This window comes from Streptomyces sp. NBC_00271, assembly GCF_036178845.1.
In the GTDB taxonomy this organism is placed as follows: Bacteria; Actinomycetota; Actinomycetes; order Streptomycetales; family Streptomycetaceae; genus Streptomyces.
The window spans coordinates 6305152-6325954 of sequence record NZ_CP108070.1; the positions used below are offsets into that span (position 1 = coordinate 6305152).

The 20803-nt window shown below is 68.5% G+C and carries 18 protein-coding genes, 1 tRNA gene and 2 pseudogenes; 9 read left to right on the plus strand and 12 right to left on the minus strand.

Annotated elements, in window-relative coordinates; all coding sequences use genetic code 11:
* The first annotated feature begins 113 nt into the window (after positions 1-113).
* Entirely contained in the window at positions 114-2420 is a 2307-nt protein-coding gene (locus tag OG798_RS28770) for an N-acetylmuramoyl-L-alanine amidase (protein WP_328757909.1), read from the plus strand.
* A 295-nt stretch (positions 2421-2715) separates the two neighbouring features.
* Positions 2716-3444 (plus strand): helix-turn-helix transcriptional regulator, encoded by a 729-nt coding sequence (locus OG798_RS28775; protein ID WP_267062414.1) that lies wholly within the window; start codon positions 2716-2718, stop codon positions 3442-3444.
* 13 nt (positions 3445-3457) lie between these two features.
* On the opposite strand, the gene OG798_RS28780 is transcribed toward OG798_RS28775, so the two are convergent.
* Both OG798_RS28780 and OG798_RS28785 read right to left on the minus strand, forming a co-directional pair.
* Positions 3458-5617, minus strand: coding sequence for a serine/threonine-protein kinase (locus tag OG798_RS28780; protein ID WP_328757910.1), 2160 nt, complete (start codon positions 5615-5617; stop codon positions 3458-3460).
* A 765-nt stretch (positions 5618-6382) separates the two neighbouring features.
* Positions 6383-7156, minus strand: coding sequence for a polysaccharide deacetylase family protein (locus OG798_RS28785; protein WP_095853522.1), 774 nt, complete (start codon positions 7154-7156; stop codon positions 6383-6385).
* 699 nt (positions 7157-7855) lie between these two features.
* Here OG798_RS28785 and OG798_RS28790 point away from each other — a divergent pair.
* Positions 7856-8920, plus strand: coding sequence for an ice-binding family protein (locus OG798_RS28790; RefSeq protein ID WP_328760091.1), 1065 nt, complete (start codon positions 7856-7858; stop codon positions 8918-8920).
* A 479-nt stretch (positions 8921-9399) separates the two neighbouring features.
* A complete protein-coding gene (locus OG798_RS28795) occupies positions 9400-10641 on the plus strand; it encodes a PP2C family protein-serine/threonine phosphatase (RefSeq protein ID WP_267062417.1) in 1242 nt (413 codons plus the stop codon).
* Positions 10642-10733: 92 nt separating this feature from the next.
* Here OG798_RS28795 and OG798_RS28800 read toward each other — a convergent pair whose 3' ends face one another.
* From OG798_RS28800 to OG798_RS28810, 3 genes are all read right to left on the minus strand, one after another.
* Positions 10734-11006 carry a hypothetical protein gene (locus tag OG798_RS28800; protein WP_095857907.1) on the minus strand — a complete coding sequence of 91 codons (273 nt, stop codon included), beginning with the start codon at positions 11004-11006 and terminating at the stop codon, positions 10734-10736.
* A 21-nt stretch (positions 11007-11027) separates the two neighbouring features.
* On the minus strand, positions 11028-11561 hold the full coding sequence (locus OG798_RS28805; protein WP_147467612.1) for a DUF5994 family protein: 534 nt from the start codon (positions 11559-11561) through the stop codon (positions 11028-11030).
* 370 nt (positions 11562-11931) lie between these two features.
* Positions 11932-12546 (minus strand): DUF5994 family protein, encoded by a 615-nt coding sequence (locus OG798_RS28810; RefSeq protein WP_121418383.1) that lies wholly within the window; start codon positions 12544-12546, stop codon positions 11932-11934.
* 503 nt (positions 12547-13049) lie between these two features.
* On the opposite strand from OG798_RS28810, the gene OG798_RS28815 reads away from it, so the two are divergent.
* On the plus strand, positions 13050-13310 hold the full coding sequence (locus OG798_RS28815) for a hypothetical protein (RefSeq protein ID WP_267062418.1): 261 nt from the start codon (positions 13050-13052) through the stop codon (positions 13308-13310).
* A gap of 483 nt (positions 13311-13793) precedes the next feature.
* Here OG798_RS28815 and OG798_RS28820 read toward each other — a convergent pair whose 3' ends face one another.
* The 6 genes and pseudogenes from OG798_RS28820 to OG798_RS28845 form a co-directional block, all read right to left on the minus strand.
* A complete protein-coding gene (locus tag OG798_RS28820; protein WP_095853517.1) occupies positions 13794-14510 on the minus strand; it encodes a GAF and ANTAR domain-containing protein in 717 nt (238 codons plus the stop codon).
* Between the two features lie 134 nt (positions 14511-14644).
* Positions 14645-15406 carry a GAF and ANTAR domain-containing protein gene (locus OG798_RS28825; RefSeq protein ID WP_267062419.1) on the minus strand — a complete coding sequence of 254 codons (762 nt, stop codon included), beginning with the start codon at positions 15404-15406 and terminating at the stop codon, positions 14645-14647.
* A complete protein-coding gene (locus tag OG798_RS28830) occupies positions 15403-16044 on the minus strand; it encodes a hypothetical protein (protein ID WP_328757911.1) in 642 nt (213 codons plus the stop codon). The genes OG798_RS28825 and OG798_RS28830 overlap by 4 nt, the downstream gene beginning before the upstream one ends.
* Before the next feature lie 56 nt (positions 16045-16100).
* Entirely contained in the window at positions 16101-16535 is a 435-nt protein-coding gene (locus OG798_RS28835; RefSeq protein ID WP_121415513.1) for an STAS domain-containing protein, read from the minus strand.
* A 545-nt stretch (positions 16536-17080) separates the two neighbouring features.
* Positions 17081-17242, minus strand: a pseudogene (locus OG798_RS28840) (transcriptional regulator); the annotation flags it as partial.
* A pseudogene (locus OG798_RS28845) lies at positions 17229-17408 on the minus strand (MFS transporter); the annotation flags it as partial. The pseudogenes OG798_RS28840 and OG798_RS28845, both read right to left, overlap by 14 nt.
* Before the next feature lie 673 nt (positions 17409-18081).
* Between OG798_RS28845 and OG798_RS28850 the strand changes: the two are divergent.
* Together OG798_RS28850 and OG798_RS28855 are read left to right on the plus strand one after the other, a co-directional pair.
* Complete coding sequence (locus OG798_RS28850; protein ID WP_095857906.1) at positions 18082-18342, plus strand: CopG family transcriptional regulator; 261 nt, start codon at positions 18082-18084, stop codon at positions 18340-18342.
* The gene (locus tag OG798_RS28855; protein WP_095853514.1) at positions 18339-18782 is read left to right on the plus strand and encodes a PIN domain-containing protein; all 444 of its coding nucleotides are present in this window, start codon (positions 18339-18341) and stop codon (positions 18780-18782) included. Before OG798_RS28850 ends, OG798_RS28855 begins: the two co-directional genes overlap by 4 nt.
* Positions 18783-19087: 305 nt before the next feature.
* On the opposite strand, the gene OG798_RS28860 is transcribed toward OG798_RS28855, so the two are convergent.
* Positions 19088-19158, minus strand: a tRNA-Gly gene (locus OG798_RS28860).
* A gap of 500 nt (positions 19159-19658) precedes the next feature.
* Between OG798_RS28860 and dcd the strand changes: the two genes are divergently transcribed.
* Both dcd and OG798_RS28870 read left to right on the plus strand, forming a co-directional pair.
* Complete coding sequence (gene dcd / locus OG798_RS28865; RefSeq protein WP_054231394.1) at positions 19659-20234, plus strand: dCTP deaminase; 576 nt, start codon at positions 19659-19661, stop codon at positions 20232-20234.
* A gap of 23 nt (positions 20235-20257) precedes the next feature.
* The gene (locus OG798_RS28870; RefSeq protein ID WP_097225268.1) at positions 20258-20773 is read left to right on the plus strand and encodes a phosphoribosyltransferase; all 516 of its coding nucleotides are present in this window, start codon (positions 20258-20260) and stop codon (positions 20771-20773) included.
* Positions 20774-20803: the final 30 nt, after the last annotated feature.

Sequence of the window (20803 nt, forward strand, 5' to 3'; positions counted from 1 at the left end):
CCACCTGTGTGACAGGTGTGCCTCGTGTGACTTTTTTCTGTGGCCCTTTCGGGCCTTCTAGGGGTGGATACGTGGTGGGTCGTCGTACGTCGCATGTGTACAGACCGCTGAGCATGAAACGACGGGCGTGGCTGACGCTCGGTGCGGTGGTCCTCGGAGGCGGGGGCGTGGTGACCTACGCCGTCGCCAGCCCGTCCTCCGATCCCGGCGCGGCCGGCCGGGCCAAGCGGCCGGTGAAGGTGTACGACCTCGCACTGAAAGGCGGCACAGGCGACAAGCGGGAGCTGCCGCGTACGGACACCGAGCAGTTCTCGATGCTCGGCGTCTCCTGGGCGGGGGCGGCCAAGCGGCTCGACGGCACGGTGCAGGTACGCACCCGCAGCCTCGACACCGGCCGGTGGAGCGCCTGGCAGGACCTCGAACTGAACGTCGACCCGCTCGAGAACCCCGGCGCCGGAGTGCGCGCAGCGTCCGAGCCGTTGTGGGTCGGCCCCTCCGACGGCATGCAGGTGCAGGTCATCCGCAAGAACGGCACCAGCGGCTCCGCTCTGCCCAAGGGCCTTGAGGTCAACCTGGTCGACCCGGGGGTGGTGACCGACGCCGAGACCAAGGTCGGCGGCACCGCGGCCAAGCCTGCCGCGTTCGTCGCCGATGAGAGTCCCGGCGCCACGGCAACCGCGCCCACCGACTCCGCCGCGCCCAGCGACGGCACCACCGCCGCGCCGACGGACGGCCAGACCACCACATCCCCGGCTGCGACGGACACCACGCCGGCGGCCACCGATTCGGCGCCGGCGTCCCCCACGGGCTCCGCCCCGCCCTCCGACTCGGCGTCCCCCACGGACTCTGTGTCGCCGTCGCCGAGCACGTCGTCCAGCGCGCCGCCCTCGGCGCCGCCGTCCACCGTGCCCGAACCGCCGATCGTCTCGCGCGCCGAGTGGGGTGCCGACGAGTCGATCAGCCCCGAGGCGCCGGAGTACAACGCGGACGTGAAGGCGGTCTTCGTCCACCACACCGACGGGGCCAACGACTACTCCTGCGCCGACTCGCCGTCGATCATCCGGAGCATTTACGCGTACCACGTCCAGGTCAGCGGCTGGAAGGACATCGGCTACAACTTCCTCGTCGACAAATGCGGCACCATCTTCGAGGGCCGCAAGGGCGGCGTGGACCTTCCGGTGTTCGGCGCACACACCTACGGCTGGAACCGGGAGTCCGCAGGCGTCGCGGTGCTCGGTGACTACACCACCACCAGCGCCACCAACGCCACGCTGGCGTCAGTCGCCCGCCTGGCGGCCTGGAAGCTCGGCCAGTACGGCGCCGATCCCGCCGGAACCACCCAGCTCACGGCGGGCGCGAGTCAGCACAACTACTTCAGCACCGACTTCACCGCGGGCAGCAAGTACACCTTCCAGCGGATCTCCGGCCACCGGGACGGCTACAACACACAGTGCCCCGGCGGCCTGCTCTACGACCAACTGCCCACCATCCGCACCTGGGCATCCGGCCCGGTGCAGGGACTGAAGGTCGGCTCGGTCGACGGCGCGGGCCTTTCGGGCTCGACGTACTACACCAAGGGCGGCATCACCGTCCGTTGGACAGCCACCACACCGGCGTCGTTGATCTCCAAGTTCGAGCTGCTGGTCGACGGCAAGAGCGTCGCCACCACCTCCGGCACCGCCACGTCCGCCGCCGTCACCCTGGCCCTGGGCAGCCACACTGTCGCCGTGCGGGCCGTGCACCAGTCCGGCAGGACCGCGACCAGTGCCGCGCTGCCCGTCGTCGCGGAGACGACCGCACCGACCTTCACCACCAACCCGAAGCTTTCCCTGCGCTCCGGCACCGTCAGCACCAGCGCCATCCCGGTCACTCTCGGCTGGAAGGCCACCGACGACAAGGCCCTGCGCGAGGTGAAGCTGCTGTCCCCCACCACCGCCACCTTCGGCCCGACCACCACCACCTCCAACCGCACCGCCAAGTCCGGCGCCGCCACCACATGGTCGATGCGGGCCTACGACTACGCCGGTAACTACCGCACGTCCTCGCCCTCGTACACCCCGGTGATACTGCAGGAGACCGCCGCCACGAAGTCCGGCAGCTGGACCACCCGCTCCTCCACCGGCTACCTCGGCGGCCAGTCCTACTCCAGCGGTTCCAAGGGCGCCAGCCTCACCTGGACCTTCACCGGCCGCTCCGCCGCCTGGGTCGTCTCCCGCGCCGCCGGGTCCGGCCAGGCGTACATCTACGTCGACGGCACCAAGGTCTCCACGGTCGACCTGAAGTCTTCCACCACCCTGTACCGGCAGGCGAGCTGGACCAAGACCTGGTCCAGCAGCGCCAAGCACACCATCAAGATCGTCGTGGTCGGCACCAGCGGCCGTCCCACCGTCACCACGGACGGCCTCGTCTACATCAAGTAGCCCAAGCCCCGCGAAGACGCAGCGCGCCACTCCGACCGGCGCATGCGGTCCCCAGCACGAAATCGGCCTTCACGACCCGGCGTACGCGGTCGTGAAGGCCGACTTCTGAGAGCTCAGTCAGAGGTGATATTGACCGTGACCGAGCCGTAGGCATAGGCGTGCCGCGCGTCGCCCCCGTACTGGACGGTGTACTGGACCCCGCGTGCGCGCCGCCGTGGACACGGGCGAATAGCGCGGGTTCGCCGCCGGGATCTGGCAGACGGCAGGTCTGGCCGCGCTGGCCCGGGGCAACTATGTGACCGCGTACGCGCAGTTCAGCCGGCTCTTCGCCGCCGACGGCACACCCCTGCACCATCACTTCTCGTACCTTGCCGTCGCGGACCTCGCCGCTGCGGCGGTGCGTGCCGAACGGCGCCTCGAAGCACGTACGTTGGTGGAGCGCGCGCTGGCTCGCGTGGACCCCGCGCCCGGGCCGCGCCTGGGACAACTCACGGCCCGCGCTCGCGGACTGCTCGCCGAGCCCGACAGCGCCGAGGCCCACTTCGCCGCGCCCCTGGCCGATCCCACCGGAGACACGTGGCCGTTCGAACGGGCCCAGCTTCAGCTGGACTACGGGGAATGGTTGCGCCGGCAGCGACGGATCAACGACGCCAAGCCCCTCCTCGTGACCGCCCTGGAGACGTTCCGCCGTCTGGGCGCGGCACCGTGGACCCGGCGCGCGGAATCCGAGCTGCGTGCCTGCGGCGTCACGGTGCAAGTCCCGCAGGGCGCCCCGGGCGCGCTGGACGGCCTCACCGCTCAACAGCGCGAGATCGTCGTCCTCGCCGGACACGGCCTGACCAACGGCGAGATCGCCGACCGTCTGTTCCTGTCCCCCCGCACCGTCGCCTCACACCTGTACCGCTCCTATCCCAAGCTCGGCATCGCCGGCCGTCGCCAACTCCGCGACATCATCGACCAGCGGATCACACCACGGGCCGGCCGCCAGCACGCCGACCACGCACATGGGGACGCCGCGCGGTGATTGCCTCGGCCGGTCAGGTGGGCCCGTCAGGGCTCCGGGAGAAGGCCGTGTCGCCGGCCGTCGCCACGATCGCGTCCTTGACGAGCAGCACGCGCGGCGGGTAGCTCTGCACTTTGTCCCCGGGGTCGTCCAGTGCGGAGGTGCGCCAGACCTCCGCTCCGGTGCGGCTGTCCAGTGCCAGCAGACGGCCGAAGCGGTTGGAGAAATAGACCCGCTTGTACGTCGCCGACACCGCGGGCGCGGACAGACTCTCCATGTCCGTCGTCTTCTGCCAGAGTTGTTTGCCGCTGTCCGCCGACACCGCGGTGACCGACCCGTCGGACCGTACGAAGTAGACGACGCCGTCCACAAGGGTGGCCGCGCCGGTCAGCGGATGTGCCAGCGGTATCCGTCTGACCTGTCCGGTGTCCGAGGCCACCCGCAGCAGCGCGTTGTACGGCCGTTCGTACCCGGATTCGTACACGTCCTTCGCGGTCTGGGGGGCGAGGAACAGGGGTTGCCCGCCGACAGCGCCGAGCGCTTCCGCCTTCTTGGGCAGTGTGGCCGTTTCGGTCAGGCTGCCGGGTCCGAGCTTCATCAGCTCGACCGGGGCCTGGCCGGGCTCGTTGCCCTCCGAGCACAGGGCGTAGGGGACGCCTCCCAGCGCCGACGGAGTGCAGTACTCGTCCAGCGAGGGCGCCCGCCACAGTTCCTTGCCGGAAGGCCCGTAGGCCACGAACGACGAGTAGTCGGGAGACATGGTCAGCAGTCCGCCGTCGTACAGGACCGCCTCCTCGGACGGGTTGGTGTCGCGTTGCCACCGCCGGTGCCCGGTACCGGCGTCGAGGGCCACCACGCGCCTGGTCTTGTCGTCCGGTTCCTCGTACATGTAGACCAGCCCGTCGCGAACGCCGATCGGCTGCGCCCCCTGAGGGCGGGTGCCGGTCCGCCACAGGGTGCGGCCGGAGGCCGCGTCGATCCTGGCGGCCGTGAAACCCGTACCGCCACAGAACAGGGCGCTTCCCTCCGTCACGCATCCAGGGGTGTCGTAGTCGAGAGGGACACCCTTCACGTCGTACCGCAGCTCCGTCTGCCACGGCCGCCAGCCGGCGGGCAGTGACGCGGCACGGGCGGTGGCGGTGGCGGTGGCCGTGGCGGTGTCCGGATCGGACACGAAGACACCCACCCCGATACCCAGCCCCGTGACGGCCAGCACCGCACCGAGGCTGGTGAGCAGCATCCGGGCTCGGCGTCGCTTGCCGGTACCGATGCCGGTCGCGGCGCCCGCGGAGGTGGTGGCCGCGCTCCGAGAAGTGGGGAGGTGCTGGGGTTTCGGGTGCTGGGGTTTCGCGGACTGCCCGGTCTTCGGGGACCCGGTGGCGTCGGATTCCGGCAGCGCCTGGAGCATGCGGTGTATGTCCGTCAGTTCCGGGCGTGCGGCCGGGTCCTTGTCCAGGCAGCGCTCGACAATGCTCAGGAGCGCTTCGGGCACGCCGCCGAGGTCCGGGGTCCCGAACACCACCTGATAGCCGGTTATATACGGGCTGTCGGCGTCGAACGGTCCCGTGCCGACGGCCGCGAACACCAGCAGCGACCCCAGCGAGAACACGTCCGAGGCCGGGGTGACGTCCCGGGGAGAGGCCAGTTGTTCCGGCGACATGAAGGGCGGAGTGCCGATCATCCGCCCGGTCGTGGTGAGGCTCTGGTGGTCGGAAGCCCGCGATATGCCGAAGTCGATGACGCGCGGCCCGTCCTCGGTCATCAGGACGTTGCGCGGTTTGAGGTCCCGGTGCACCAGGCCCGCCCGCTGGATGTCGCGCAGCGCCTCGGTGAGCCCCAGCCCCAGCGCGCGCAGTTCCCGCTGGCTCAGCGGGCCGTTCTTCTCCACGACTTCGGCGAGGTTGAGCCCCGGTACGTAGAGCGTCGCCATCCACGGCCGGTCGGCGTCCGGGTCGGCGTCCACGACAGGCGCGGTGAAGGCGCCGCTCACTCTGCGCGCTGCCTCGATCTCCTGCCGGAAGCGCGTCCGGAACTCCTCTTCCTGGGCGTACGGCCCGTGTACGAGCTTGACCGCGACCTGCCGTCCCGAGGCGGAGACTCCCAGATAGACGACTCCCATGCCGCCCGCCCCGAGCCGACCGAGAAGGGTGTACCCGCCTATGGACTCCGGGTCCCCGGTGCTCAGGGGCGTCATCGCCGATCATCCTTCCCAGCGCCTGCCTGCCTCACGGGGATCAGAGTAGGGCCTGCCGCCCCGGAAACGGAGCCGCGCCTGTCACGCACCGTGTCCCCGTGCCCCTGCGCCGAGCGATGGGTCATCCGACCAGACGAGGGCTCAACTCCAGGCCGCCCAACCCGATATCGAAGTCGAGCCGATGTCGATCCCGATGCCGATGTGCGTCGAGGTGTTCCTGCGCGCCCGTTTCGCAAGAGCCGACGGTCTCGTCAGCCGCCCCCACAGTCCCCATTCCGTTCGGCTTCCCAGGAAGGCCGCGTTTCTGCAGTTCAGCCGGACTCGTTTGAGCGGGCGACCCCCAACTCGAACTGGACAACAAACAAACCCCAGGCCACTGACCTGGGGTTTCTCTCTGGAGCGGGTGACGAGAATCGAACTCGCGCTCTCAGCTTGGGAAGCGGCGGCGCTTGCGGGGCTGCGTGGCTTCTGACCTGCGTTGATCTGTGGTGTCGGCGTGTTGCGACCCGTTCGCACCGCTGTTGACCGTGGTTGTCCGCTCTTATGGGCACGCTGTGGGCACGGCTTCGAAGGACGTTCGGCAGAGCCTGTGCGCGAAGGGGCTCTGCGCCGGAAGGCGTCGGGGAGGCGGCGTCCTGTGATCGTCCACAGCCACCCCGTGGCCGTCACCGACGCAGCGGGGGCTGACGGCACCGAACTGCCCTTGGGCGACGCACAGTAGAGAAAGTCGCCCCTTCGAACACCGGTATCGACCAGGGCTGGGATTCAGCGCACCGGGAAGCCGAAGGAGTAGCCCTGCTCCTTGAGCCGGGGGAGGATCCGGCGCAGGGCCTCGACGGTCTGGGCGCGATCGCCTCCCGCGTCGTGGAAGAGGAGCGTCGGCCCGTCCGGCAACTCCCGCTCGACGGTGGCGACGATGGCGTCCGTACCTGGCCGCTCGAAGTCCTTGGTGTCCACGTTCCAGCCCAGCGGGCGCATGCCACGGGAGGCGGCGAGCGTGCGGCTGTACGGGGTGAAGGCCCCGCCGGGCGCCCGGTAGTACATCGGTCGTACGCCCCCGGACGCCTTGGTGATCATGCGTTCGGCGTCGAGGATCTGCTGCGACTGGTAGGCCTGGGACTTCTTGTCCATGGTGGTGTCGTGCGACACCGAGTGGTCGCACAGCCGGTGCCCGGCAGCGACCACCTTCTTCACGAGGTCCGGGTGGGCCTGCGCCTGCGTCCCCACCATGCAGAACGTGGCCTTCACCCCGTACTCCCGCAGCACGTCGAGCACTTGAGGGGTCCATACGGGGTCGGGGCCGTCGTCGATGGTGATGTTGACACCGCGCGCCCCCTTGTCCGAGGCATGCGCGATGGTCACCGCGACCGCCTTGACGCCACTGCCCGGCGCGGCCGACGCGGTCGCCTTCGGCGACGAACCGCCCACGGCCTCGGCCTGCGCGGTCCATATCGAGGCACCGGCGGCGAGCAACGCCACCCCGATCGCCGCGCCGAGAACCTTGCCGTACCAGCCCTGCCCGCCGCCGTGCCGCGCCATGTCCGCCCCGCTTTCCCGCAGTTCCTCGCCGATTCCTGGTCACCTCGCGACCATCTGTCAGGACGAGGAACAGCGGCCACGGGATGCGTCGGTTACCGATCAAGGACAATCCCGGGGTGGTTCCCGGACAACCCAGCGAGCAGCGGGCGAAACCGAGCCGCTCGGCCCGATCCCGCCTATCCCCCGACACTGGCGCGCGCCCACCGCGGTGGCCCGCCGCAGCCGACGTCCCTCAGCCGAGTGGAGTGCCGCTCGCCGGGGTGTTCCAGATGGTTCCTACGGCGTTGGCGACTCGGACGCCGGTTGCATCCTCCTCAGCCTGGGAGTGACATCGCTTGCGTGGCCGCGTAGGAGCCGACCTGGGGCCGTCCGTGGCCGTCCGGCGATCTGCCGCTGTGAGGACGGAGCTCCGGCATCGAAGCCCCGGCCGCGGAAATCGGCATCCGCCGATAGGGCGAACGCCACGCCATAACATCCCCTTTGACCTCGAAGATACTACTTGCGTTGATATAGGTAGTTTCCGCAGTTAAGTGACAGTGCATCAGTCGGCAGGAAGCCTGGCGACTGAGGTCAACGGTGACAAGGAAGGACTCGTCCATGACAGTGGATGCCATCCCCGACGCCCCTATCGACAGGCGGCGAACACGGAGGTTCAGAGCAACTGTCGTCATGCTGCCCGCGACCGCGCTGCTACTGACGATGACTTTGATCTCGAACCTTGCGAGCGCAGCTGAGGCGTCCGTGGGATTGGGGGCCGCCACGAGTTACGCGGTCCTGGCCGGTACAACGGTCACCAATGTGGTCGTCCCCCCGGTCCCCAACACGGTCGTCAACGGCGACCTGGGACTCAGCCCTGGGAACTCGGTGACGGGCTTTCCGCCCGGAGTCGTCAACGGAGTGCAGCACGTCGCCGATGCCGCCGCCGTTCAGGCCAAGTCCGACCTGGTCATCGCCTACAACGACGCGGCCAGCAGGGCAACCAACACCGTCCTGACCTCCCCGGGTGACATCGGCGGACAGACGCTGGCTCCCGGCGTCTACAGCGCTTCGTCGTCGCTGAATCTCACCGGGACTGTCACTCTCGACGCCCAGGGCGACCCGAACGCCGTCTTCATCTTCAAGATCGGATCCACTCTGATCACGGCCCCGACGAGCAACGTCTCGCTCATCAACGGAGCGCAGGCCTGCAACGTGTTCTGGCAGGTGGGGAGTTCCGCCACCATCGACACCAATTCCTTCTTCAAGGGCAACATCCTGGCCCTGCAGTCCATCACGGTGAACACCAATGCGGCGATTGAGGGCCGGGCGCTGGCGCGTAATGGTGCGGTCACGTTGGACCACAACGTCATCACGAGGGCGGTTTGCATGACAGGCCCGGCCGGGCCTGCCGGTCCGACCGGACCCGCCGGACCCTCTGGGCCTCCTGGATCGACCGGATCCACTGGCCCCTCCGGGCCTGCCGGACCGACTGGGCCTGCTGGACCGACTGGGCCTGCCGGACCCTCCGGGCCTGCTGGACCGACTGGGCCTGCCGGACCCTCCGGGCCTGCTGGACCGACTGGGCCTGCCGGACCGACTGGGCCTGCCGGACCCTCCGGGCCTGCTGGACCGACTGGGCCTGCCGGACCGAAGGGAGACAAGGGTCCGAAGGGGGATAAGGGAGACAGGGGCCCGAGAGGGCACAAGGGAGACAGGGGTCCGAAGGGGCATAAGGGGGACAGGGGCCCCAAGGGGCATAGGGGAGACAAGGGATCGAAGTGGTAGCGGCCACAAGGGCAGCAGTCACAAGGCTCGATAACATCCGTTCGTTCTCATGGCTGTATTGCAACGTCGGCGACCTCTGAGAAGCGAAGTCTCACGTTCATGTACGCAGACGCTCGGCTGGTGTTTCCCAGCCGAGCGTCTTGCGTGGGCGGCTTTTGAGGCGACAAGTCCGCCCCCGACTGTACGAACGACCTGGACGCCAGTGCCACAACGACATTGAGGGCCATCTGTCCTGACCGTGTGTGACATGCCGCGTGCGGCGTAATGGGCTCTGTGGGTTGGTCGGCCGCGTCACTCTGTGCGGGTTGATCACGGCCGTGTCAGGAGCTCGTGTGTACAGATCACGTGAGCGGTCGAGCGTATCCGCCGTGGCCGCCGGATGAACCCGAGAACGTCGGGGCGGGCGATGGATCCGCGGCACGAGATGAGCAGGGACACGGTGGCCGAGGCTTTGAAGACGTCGGTGCGGGGGTGCGGCTGTGGCGGAAGGTGAGCGGCGGCCCGACAAGGGCATGGTGGACCGGTCGGAAAGGTTCGGTGAGCGGCTGCTGGGAGTGCTGCTGGACCGGGCACATGAGATGCCGCCGCAGCTGATCGCCCCGCTGATCGCGGAAGAGGTGGCCAGAGTGGGTGGCCGCGACGTCTCGATCCTGCTGCAGGACTACGCCCAGCTGGTTCTGGTGCCGCTACCGGGTCGGCGGCTGATGGTCGGCGAGCCTGAGCCGATCGACGACTCTCCCGCCGGCACGGCCTTCCTGTACGCGACCACCGCCGAGGTGCCGCAGGACGACGGCGTCCGGATGTACCTGCCGTTGCTGGACGGCAGCGACCAGGTGGGAGTGATGGCCCTCACCCTGGACACCGTCGATGACGACGACCGACGGCTGCTGCGCAGGCTCGCCGGCCTGGTCGCCGACATGCTGGTCACCAAGCACAGCTACACCGACCAGTTCTTCCTCGCCCGGCGCCGTGAACCGATGAGCGTGGCCGCGGAGATCCAGTGGTCCCTGCTGCCGCCGCTGGCGATGTCCATCCCGCAGGTCTCGGTCGCCGGAATCCTGGAGCCCGCCTACAACGTCGCGGGCGACAGCTTCGACTACGCCCTCAACGAAGACATCCTGCACGTCGCCATGGTCGACGCAATGGGCCACGGTCTGGACGCCGCCACGATGGCGACCGTCGCCGTCGGGGCCTACCGGCACGCCCGACGTTCCGACATCGGCCTGTCCGAGATCTACGCGTTCATGGACCGGGCGATCGCCGAGCAGTTCGGGCCCGACCATTTCGTCACCGCGCAGATGATGCGTCTGAACATCGCGACGGGCCACCTGCAGTGGGTCAACGCCGGCCACCCCGCACCGCTGCTGATCCGCGACCACCGGGTCCTCCGGCAGCTGGCAGGCCCGACCACCTTGCCGGTCGGCTTCGGCGGCGAAGATCCCCAGATCAGTGAGCAGATGCTCCAACGCGGCGACCGAGTGCTGTGCTTCACCGACGGCCTGATCGAGGAGCACGAGGCCGGCGGAGAACAGTTCGGCGAGGATCAGCTCATTCACTGGGTCAACCGCATCGAACACGGAGAGAAGGGAGTACGAGCGGTGGTGCGCGCACTCTCCCACGCCCTGAAGCGGCAACGAGGCGGTCGCACCAGCGACGACGCGACCCTCTTCCTGATCGAATGGCGCGGGGGCGATGCCGACCACCTCGCCGTCCTGGACTGAGCCGACAGCCGAACGTGGTCGGCATCGGCATGCGCCGGACCTGGATCCAACGGGCCTTCCACCCCATAAGAGTGCACCGGCCCCGGACCGCGTCAGCCGCGTTCCTCCTCCTCGGCCTCCATGAGCCGGATCCCCCGATGCGTCAACATCACCATCGCGGGTGTGTTTCCCTGCACCCAGTCGACAGTGATGAGCTCTTCGCCCACCAGATATGCGCACGCCGCGGCCAGATCCTGCTCAGGGACCTGGAGGTCGTCACGCAGCCTCGCCCCGGTGACGCCAAGGAGGCGATTGCCTTCCGTGGCCTCGTACAGCGTTTTCATGATCGCTTCGCGGTAGTTCTTCCGCTCGCGCAGTGTTGCCATGATTGCCGCCACTCGTGCCTGTCACCTCACTCTACTCCGGGCCTTGCCAAGAGAACCTACGTTCTCCATGACCAGGCGGCACGGCCGGTCGGCAGCTGCCTGGTAGGAGGAGGTGTCATCCCCGTCTTCCCAGGTTTCCTCGGAATCCTGGTCCAGGACAGTCATGGAACTGCCGTGGAGGGCGTGTTCCGCTGCCATGAGGGCGCTCGCGGTCGTCGGAGGGCGGGTGCTGTCGCTCGCGGCGGCCATCAGGCGAGCGGCTGCCGGGGCGTTGGTCTCCGGTGGTATCACCAGCAGGTTCCAGCTGCCCGTGGTGTGGGACAGCAGCATGATCTTGTGGGGGTCCAGCTCCGTCGTGAACCAACCGACCTTCACCACGTGACCGTTGACGGGCACCCTGCTCGGGAGGGCAGGCCAGTACGTCGCGTTGACGGCGATCCGGGTGATCCGTCCGGACAGGGGGTCCAGTACGTCGGCCAGGGCGGAGAGTTCGTGTGTCAGGTCCCGGGAGCGGGGCCACCAGGCACCATCGAGAAGTCCTCGGGAAGTGCTCACGGTTTTGAGCGCGAGGCGAGCGGTCGGAGCCCTGAAGGGCGCGATCCGCAGCGGGGGTCGGTCGGTGGTCGCGGACATCGCGCGCACCTGTCTCCCGGCCGCTGCTTGGGGCGGCGGCCCGGTGTCGTCACTCGCCGAGAACGACACCGGCATGGCGGCCGATGTGCGAAATACTCTCGATGCCTCCACGCTACTCCGGCGGCACGCCGAACGGGCCTGAGCGAGGCCCCGGTTCCGAACGCCGCCCATCACGCACCGCACCATCAGGTACCGCGTAGTGCGCCATCACGCACCGCGCCATTACGCACCGCGCCATCAGGTACCGCGCACCGCGCCATTACGCACCGCGCCGGTCCGACCGTCATGCCTCTCACATGCCTGGCGCCGCCATCGGCAGGCGGCCGATGGCGGCGCCCACGGGACTGTGGGAGGAGGTGTGACGGGCGTCGTGTCCGCCTTCGGAGTCCCAGACCGTTTCCCGGGCCGAGTCCCATGCGGCGGCCTCGGCCTCGGCGGCGATGCGGAAGAGCTCGGCCTCCCGGATCAGGCCGCTTGCGGTGAGGCTGAGTGCGGGATCCGTGGCGGTGGTCATCAGCCGGGCGGCCGTGACGTCGTCGGTCTCGGGTGGGATCACCAGGAGGTCCCAACGACCCGCGGTGTAGGAGAGCAGCAGCAGTTTGTGCGGGTCCTGCTCGGCCTTGAACCAGCCGACCTTCACCACATGGCCCTGGACGGGAACCTTGCGAGGGATGACCGGCCAGAACGTGGGGTTCACGGTGACGTGGGTGATCCGCCCCCACAGCGGGTCCAAGACGGCGGTGAGCGCGAAAAGTTCGGCCGTCAGGTCGCGGGAGCGTGGCCACCATGCGCCGTCGATCAGGGCGGGCGCCGCGCCAGGCGGCGTGAGCTGCAGCCGGAGAGGTGGCGGTGAAGAAGAGAAGGTCCGGTCTTCGACCGCGGGCTTGTCGAACATGGTTGCGGTCATCATGCGAACCCTGCCCCGGGCCGGCCAGGACCGGCCCGGTGTCGTGAATCGCCGGGGACGGCACGGGCATCGAAGCCGGTGTACGAAGTACCCTCGGTATCTTCAGGATACTCCTGGCCGGGGTCCGACGGACGGATACCGTGACGCGAGTTCCACGGCGTGCCGGACTCGCGGTCGCCCGTTACCCGTAGTACTGGAAGATCCCCTTTCCACGACATCGTGATCGCGCCGCTCACGGACATCGGCTGCCTTGATCACGCCCTCTCCCTTCCGGGCGCGGCACCCTCACGAGGCATGAGCCAACGGCTCCGGCGCAAACACGCCGGAGCCGCCCTTCCGGGCGGTTGCACGTGAGAGTGAACCGGCGTGCCAAGTAGCCATCGTTGTCCGGCAGTAGATGCATCTGTCGCGCACTATCGGCACTCTTCGGGCGGGACTACGCTGTGGAGTGAGGCCCCAGTCCCCGGTTCCGATGCTGTGTTTTGCTCCCGGGGAGGTCCGCTGTGTTCGTTCTGCTTCTCGTCCTGATCATGGTCTTGTTCGGCTTCGGTTTCCTCAATCCCATCTGGTGGGTCGCCGCGGCTGTGGTGGTCTTCGGAGCCACCCGTTACGGCCGCCGGGGCCGCGGCGGGTCCGACTTCGGTGAGTACCAGGACTATCGGGACCGGCGGGAGCGTCAGGACCGCTGGGATCGCCGCTACAGCCGTCAGCACCGAGCGCGCTGGAACCGCGAGGACCGGCGGGACCGCGAGCGCCGGGGGTGACCGACGAAGTGCCGCCGGCGTCGCCCGCGCACCGTGGCCGGCTGCTCCTGCCAGGTCCGTTCCGAAGCGGCATCGAGGCCAGAACGCGTACGCCATGCCCTGTTCCGCTCGTCGTGCATGTGCTCTACGGTCAGGGCAAGGCAGGCGGGACTTCGTCCGTGTCGGGAATCGACGGAACCGGCAAGTCCCCCACCCAGGCTCCCAGCCCCCGAGTCGCAATCGAGGCCGGCCGGAGCCGCATCGCCGGAGCACGCGGCTCCAGCTTCCGTCCTCCTGGCGTTTTCCACTCGGGGTGCTCCCGCCACCCCGCCGCCTCGGAGGGCAGCGCGCGAGGACACGATGGCCGGGGGGCCTCGCGTCCTCGCGACCACGGCCGCCGCCGAACACCATCGGCGGCGGCCGTCCGGCCCGGAGAGCAGAGTCTGCGAACCACAGCCCGTGAACCACCGTCTGGGAGCTGCTACCGACAGGTCGTGGCCTTGGTCAGGACCTCAGGCCCGGGAGGGCTTCGGAGTCGTCGATGAACGCGCGGGCCAGGTCGGACAGGCGCCGGTTGTGAGCACGGGCGTAACCGCGCAGTGTGGTGAAGGCCTGTTCCATGTCGATGCCCCGGCGTTCGGCGAGTTTTCCCTTGGCCTGTTCGATCAGGACGCGGCTGTTCAGCGCGCTCTGCAGTTGCTCGTTGAGGACGGTGCTGCGGTGCGCGGTGCGTTGTTGCAGCAGGCTGATGGTGGCGACGTCGGCCAGGGCCTGGGCGAGCGGCGTGGCGTCCGGCTCGAAGGGGCCCGGGGTGGCGTGGAAGAGGTTCAGGGCCCCGACGACCTCGTCCCGTAGACGCATGGGCAGGGCCTGGACCGCCCCGAACCCGCTGCGGTGGGCGGTCGCGACAAAGCGTGGCCAGCGGTCGGCCTCCCCGCTCAGGTTGGCGACGATCACCGGTGCGCCGGTGCGGAAGCAGTCCAGGCAGGGCCCTTCGTCGTTCTGCAGCTGGAAGAGTTCCAGCAGGCGCACCTGTTCGTCGGAGGCGGCCATGACGCGGAGTTCGCCGTCACGGTCCGCGAGCAGCACGCCTGCGGCACTCGCGCCGAGCATGCCCACACAGCGGTCGGTCAGCAGGCGCAGGAAGTCGATCAGGTCGAAGTCGGCGACCAGGTTGTCCGCCAGCTCGACGAAGGTCTTGGCCAGGAGTCGCTGATTCATCGTGCACACCCTCCGTCGGGACTGATCCCGGCCCGGATGACGGGACGGGAAGCGCAACTCGTGTCCTTGTCCGGTTTCTTGGTCCGGCTCTCTTCGTTCGGTTTCTTGGTTCGCTTCTTGGCTCGGCAAAGGTGTCAGGCTTCATCGTCGGTCGGATCCGTGTCCGAGTCTGGGGGGAACGTGAGCCGGTGGGCGACCACGTCGGCGGCCACCGTGGCGAGGCGGCGTCCTCTGGCGTAGGCGTAGGCGCGCAGGCGGACGAAGGCTTCTTCGGCACCGACTCCGAGCTGGGCCGTGAGCATGCCCGTGGCCTGGTCGATCTCCGCCCGGTACGCGCCCAGGTCCTCGTGGCGGCCGTCCGCCGACCATCCGCCGGCCAGGTCCTCTTCCCCGTCGATCCGGGAGTCGAGCAGGACCAGAGTGGCGGTGTCGGCGAAAGCCAACGCGTCCGCCAGCTCCTCCGCGTTCAACCGGCGTGGGACTTGGGAGTACAGGTCCAGAACTCCGGGGCTGATCGCCCCCATTTGCAGAGGGAAGGCGAAGACGGCGCGTGCCCCGGCTTCCAGGGCCGCGTCGGCGAACACGGCCCAGCGGTCCTGCACTTCGGCGGCGAGCAGATCGGGCGTCAGCACGGCCGAACCCTGTGTGAAGGCATCCACGCAAGGCCCCTCGCCCAAGGTGAGCTGGAGCTCCTCCAACTGCTCGCTGACATCGTCGGTGCTGCACAACGGATGGCTTGCCGCGGAGCTGGACATCGCGGAGAGCCCGGCCCCGCCGACCGGCAGTGCGGCCACGGCGGCGGTGCACACGTCCACCACGCCGACCCGGGCACCCCGCCGGGCCGCCTGCGCGGCGATCAGTACCTGGATCCGGGCCGACCGGTTGTCGGACCTCACCCGGGCCACCGTATCCGGGCTTCGTGCGCGAGACCCTCCAGCCTTGTCGTGGTCCGTTCCCCGAGGGGGAGCACCAGCGCACGGAACGTGGTGGGGCTCGTCGGCCTCCGGAGCTCTCCGATGTCCAGCCATCCCGAGGAGTGGAGCGAGTCGAGAGTCGGGCGGTCGGCCTGATCCACCAAGGTGGCGCCAAGGGTGGCCTGGTGGTCGGTCAGCAGCTTCTCCTGCAGGCGGTGGGCCAGTTTCTGGTCCTGCGGGTGCGGGCGGACCAGGGTGTCGCTGATCGCGAAGACACTGCCGGACCTGGTGATCCGCTCAATGGTGCGTGGCAGCACACCGTCGAAACCGAGCCACCAGCGGCCGTCGCCGAGTACGGGGAACCCGAAGGCGCACCCCGTCAGACTGTCCGTCTCCGCGATCACCATGGCGAATCCCGGGCGACGGATGTGGTCCGTCAGATGGCTCAGGAAGTCCTGGCGGCTGGGACGGCGGTACGCCTTCCCGGGTGCCGTTGCGCAGGAGTCCTCGTACAGATTCCCAAGATTCTCGCGGATGTCCTCCACGAGCCATCGGTTCACCCGGCGCATCCGCACCGCGCCCGGTCCCGGGTCCGCGCCGAGGTCCGCTCCGGAGTTCACGCCGGGCTTCTCGTGTCCACGGGGCTGCCGTGACCGTCCCTGATGCGCCCGAGCCATCACACCGCACCGCCCGACAGGACAGGTACAGGAGGAACGGGCGGAACAGACCGATGCGGCGGGACGGGAGCGGTCGTGACCGGGGTGTACCCGGGAGGAGGCGACAACTGCCCGAACGGGACCCCCAGGAGCAGGAGTTCGCAGCCGGCGATGTCGAGCATGACGACCAGTGTCCGCGGCGGATGGTGCAGTCGCAGCGTCCCCCCGGCCGCGGTGATGCGTTGTGAGGCGTGGAGGAAGGCGTTGAGGCCGCTGCAGTCGCAGAAGGTGACGAGGGTGAGGTCGACGTCGATGGTGCGGATGCCGTCGCGCAGACACCGTTCCAGCGATGCGCGCACCAGGGGCACCGTGTCCAGGTCGATCGCACCGGCCAGCGTGATCAGTGCCCGTTTTCTTCGGTCGTGGCGGTAGATGGTGAGCGGTGGAAGGGGCATGACGCCTCGGTTCGGAAGACCGTCCGGCAGGGGACTCGGTGGTGCCGGGATCTCGGCACCCTCGGCCCACTTCCGGCAGCGGAGTACATTCGGCGGAGGTCGGGCAACGGCCGACTGGCCGGCCTGCGCGGCAGGACTGCGGACCCACCCGGTTCCCTCCAGGGATGCGCCGGGCGACGGGCGAAGGGCCCGCTCCCCGCGGCGATCCGTGCTCAGCAACGACATGCCGCCGGGGTCTGGGACGTCTGTAGAGCAGCGTAGTCCTCGCCCGGCGCGACGGACGGTCGGAGTGACCCATTCCCAGCATGTGGACGGTATCGAGGCGTGGTGGCGTGCGCATGTCCCGGGCACCGCAAGGTATTTGGGAGTTCAACCTCGCAGAGATCCGAGCCCGGTGAGCACCGCACCGTGCGTGCACGTGCCGCGGTCGCCTTCGTACGAGCTGGATACGCGAATGCATCCGGCTCCGCTCCCAGGTGAACCGGACGGCAGGCTGCGATGACCGGTTTCACTGAGCGTGTACCAGCCCGCCCCGGGATCCGCGGGTCCAGACGCCCGAGCCGCAGGTAGCGGGCTCCGCGTTCCTCGGCGAGGCGGGAGCCGTGGGCTGGGCCGCTCAGGTCGGTCACTTTCTCCGCCTCGTCCAGGGCTCGCTCGCAGGCGGAGAGGTCCCCGAGGCCGGCGTATGCCTCATCCGTAGGAGACGCTCGTTCCCAGGGAGCGGCTGCGGGTGTCGAAGAGCTCGGGGGAGTAGGCGTACGCGAGGGCGGTGTAGCCGCGCTCGAAGAGGTTCACCGGGAAGCCGAACACGATGATGAGGACCGGGTTGAAGGTGAGCCCGTACAGCAGGCCGCTCACTGCACGGCTGAGCCCAGGGGGCGTGCCACGCTTCTGTACGAATCCGGCACACGACAACGGGTCACCCGCCGGCGGTACGGCCGAGTACTCCAGGTCCTCGACGACCAGAGTGTTCCGCAGGCAACCCTGCCCACACCGCTGCCGGCCGGCCTGCGGCCGCCTGCGTGATGCCCGTCCGGCCGGACCACCGCCGCAGCCGCATTGCTCGTCACCGGGGGCTGCACGCCGGCGAGAATCCACGAACGCGCCTGCATCCGCTGTTCCATGCCGGGCATCGGGCGGATCTCGTAGCGCGGTGGTACGCCGTCAGGGCACGCCTACTGCGCATGCCGTACGGGCGTATCGGCGGCCGCACGAAGACGGGCGAGGCGGCCGCGGACAAGCGGGAAGGGTTTCTCGAGTTCGGATGTGGAGTCCCCTCCTGTGGCTGTCTTTCGCGATCCACGATTGGAGCATTCGGTGTCAGCTGCCTTGTAAGCCTGGTCGTCAAGGGTGGCGCGGGTGCGCAGGTCACTCCGTATACGGACGGCTCGGAGAGCATCGGCCCGTCTCGACTGCGGTGAACCACCGTTGACTGAACCGCTCCGGGATCGGTGGCGGCTTCGGGCTGTCTCGATGCGGTTGACGCCACGGCGGCCGCAGGAGGACGGCAGGTACATCAATCCAGTACATGGACTACTCTTGGTACATGTCCATGAAGCGCACGAACGTCTACGCAGATCCCGAGGACCTGGCGATCATCAAGGAGGCGGCCAAGCGGCGAGGGATAAGCGAGGCCGAGATCATCCGTCAGGGCATTCACCTCGCGGCCATGGCGAACCGCGTGTGGGACGAGCCGTTGTTCTCGCGGACCTTTGAAGGGTCGGGTCGTACGCCGTCCAAGGCTGAGGTCCGTGACACGGTCGCCGACGCGATCCGCCGCGAGGCGGACTCCGGAACCACCGCGTGATCATCGTCATCGCGGATACGTCGGGTCTCCTGGCCGCTCTCGACTCGACGCACCCGGAGCACGGGGCGGCGAACGAGACGATCATGGCGGCCGGTCTTCTGGTCATGTCCCCGCTCCTGCTGGCGGAACTCGATCACGTGGCCACGCGTGAGCTCGGTCGTGAGGCCGCCGTCAGCGCGGTCGACGATCTGCGGCGCTGGATGAGCCGGGGCCGGGTCGTCATGCCGGAGATCACGGAAGCCCACCTGGGCGCCGCCCAGTCCGTCCGAGTCCGCTACGGCGCACTCGACCTGGACCTCGCCGACGCGGTGAACGTGGCGCTCGCCGCCGACTACGACACCGACGCGATTCTCACACTTGACCGACGCGACTTCCGGGCCGTACGACCATTGGGCCGCCACAAGGCATTCCGGGTGCTGCCCGACGACCTCCCGCTCTGACAAGAGATCCGCCGCCGCCAAGTGTCCGCTCCCGCAAGGGACTTGATCCCTCCTGTCGGGATGTCATACGCGGTAGGCGTTCGGCGCCGTTCGGGACGGGTGGGCTGAGCGCTTCAACCGCGCGAGCCCGCTGATGGACGACGTGAAGTCGCAGGCCAGCGCCGTCCTGGAACGTGAGGGGACTGCACCCGCAAGGCGCTCGTGCCCTCCACGCGCCCAATCTTTGGGCCAAGAGGTGCGGGCAGGACGCCAAAACGGATCACCAATACACAAGCCCCAGGCCACTGACCTGGGGCTTCAATAAGAGCGGGTGACGAGAATCGAACTCGCACTCTCAGCTTGGGAAGCTGATGTTCTACCACTAAACTACACCCGCGTAAGACGCCGATTATCCGGTGTCGAATGCTCGCTCACTCTACCTCATGGCCGGTCCCTGGCGCTGACGCCGAGGGGCCGGTGCGCGTTTCGGGGGGTGGACGTGGGTGCGGGGGGCCGGAGTTGGGGCGTACGGTGGGGGCGTGGAAGAGGGTCTGGGCGGGACCGGAGTGCCGCTTGAAGGGCCATCCCTTTCATCCCGTAATGTGGCTTTCGTCGTCAGTCAGACGCGGCTCTTGGGGAAGGGACTCTGAGGACTTGATGGAGCGCACCGTCGTCCGTTGTGCCGAGGGGCACGTGTTCAGCACCGCTTCGTTCCCGATGCAGCAGGCCGAGCGACTCGGCCCCGGTCGATTGGTCCGGTGTCCGCGGTGTGCGCGGCTCCGGAGCGTCGTTCCGGTCACGCTCGAGAAGCGGTAGGACTCAGCGGTAGGACCAGCGGTAGGACCTGGGGCGCGGGGACTGTGCGAAATGCTGACAGTCCCCGCGTATCCTCGGGGCGTGCTTCTCTCAGACAAGGACATCCGGGCCGAGATCGACGCCGGTCGGGTGCGCATCGACCCGTACGACGAATCCATGGTGCAGCCCTCGAGCATCGACGTGCGGCTCGACCGCTACTTCCGGGTGTTCGAGAATCACCGTTATCCACACATCGATCCCTCCGTCGAGCAGGCCGATCTGACTCGGCTCGTCGAGCCCGAGGGGGACGAGCCGTTCATCCTGCACCCCGGGGAGTTCGTGCTCGCCAGCACGTACGAGGTGATCTCGCTTCCCGTGGACCTTGCCTCGCGGCTGGAGGGCAAGAGTTCGCTCGGGCGGCTGGGGCTCGTCACGCACTCCACCGCCGGGTTCATCGACCCCGGCTTCTCCGGGCACGTGACCCTGGAGCTGTCCAATCTCGCGACGCTTCCGATCAAGCTCTGGCCGGGTATGAAGATCGGGCAGCTGTGCATGTTCCGGCTGAGCTCGCCGGCCGAGTTCCCGTACGGCAGCGACCGGTACGGCTCCCGCTACCAGGGCCAGCGCGGGCCGACCGCCTCCCGGTCCTTCCTCAACTTCCACCGGACCCAGGTGTGAGCGGGAGCGGGGAGAGTGCGGACATGAGTGTGTCCGGCGTGCGGGAGAACCTCACCTACGAGCGGTTCGGGGTCGCGGTCCGTGAGCTCGCCCAGACCATCGCCGACGACGGGTACCAGCCCGACATAGTGCTCAGCATCGCCCGCGGGGGTGTCTTCGTCGCGGGTGGACTGGCGTACGCCCTCGACTGCAAGAACATCCACCTGGTCAATGTCGAGTTCTACACCGGTGTGGGTACGACGCTCGACATGCCCGTCATGCTCGCTCCCGTCCCGAACGCCATCGACTTCTCCGACAAGAAGATCCTGATCACCGACGACGTCGCCGACACCGGCAAGACGCTCAAGCTCGTGCACGACTTCTGCGTCGACACCGTCGCCGAGGTCCGCAGCGCCGTGATCTATGAGAAGTCCCACTCGCTGGTGAAGTGCGAGTACGTGTGGAAGCGGACCGACGACTGGATCAACTTCCCCTGGAGTGTGTTGCCTCCAGTACATAAGTCGGGAGAGGCGCCCAAGCCGAACAAGGAAGCGCTCTGACCTGCGGTTCCGTAACTGTCTCCGCAGGCC

Coding starts and splice junctions, on each gene's coding strand:
- OG798_RS28770 (WP_328757909.1), top strand. CDS start 114: ATGAAACGACGGGCGTGGCTGACGCTCGGTGCGGTGGTCCTCGGAGGC.
- OG798_RS28780 (WP_328757910.1), bottom strand. CDS start 5,617: ATGACGCCCCTGAGCACCGGGGACCCGGAGTCCATAGGCGGGTACACC.
- OG798_RS28785 (WP_095853522.1), bottom strand. CDS start 7,156: ATGGCGCGGCACGGCGGCGGGCAGGGCTGGTACGGCAAGGTTCTCGGC.
- OG798_RS28790 (WP_328760091.1), top strand. CDS start 7,856: ATGACTTTGATCTCGAACCTTGCGAGCGCAGCTGAGGCGTCCGTGGGA.
- OG798_RS28800 (WP_095857907.1), bottom strand. CDS start 11,006: ATGGCAACACTGCGCGAGCGGAAGAACTACCGCGAAGCGATCATGAAA.
- OG798_RS28810 (WP_121418383.1), bottom strand. CDS start 12,546: ATGACCGCAACCATGTTCGACAAGCCCGCGGTCGAAGACCGGACCTTC.
- OG798_RS28820 (WP_095853517.1), bottom strand. CDS start 14,510: ATGAATCAGCGACTCCTGGCCAAGACCTTCGTCGAGCTGGCGGACAAC.
- OG798_RS28835 (WP_121415513.1), bottom strand. CDS start 16,535: ATGCCCCTTCCACCGCTCACCATCTACCGCCACGACCGAAGAAAACGG.
- OG798_RS28850 (WP_095857906.1), top strand. CDS start 18,082: ATGTCCATGAAGCGCACGAACGTCTACGCAGATCCCGAGGACCTGGCG.
- OG798_RS28870 (WP_097225268.1), top strand. CDS start 20,258: ATGAGTGTGTCCGGCGTGCGGGAGAACCTCACCTACGAGCGGTTCGGG.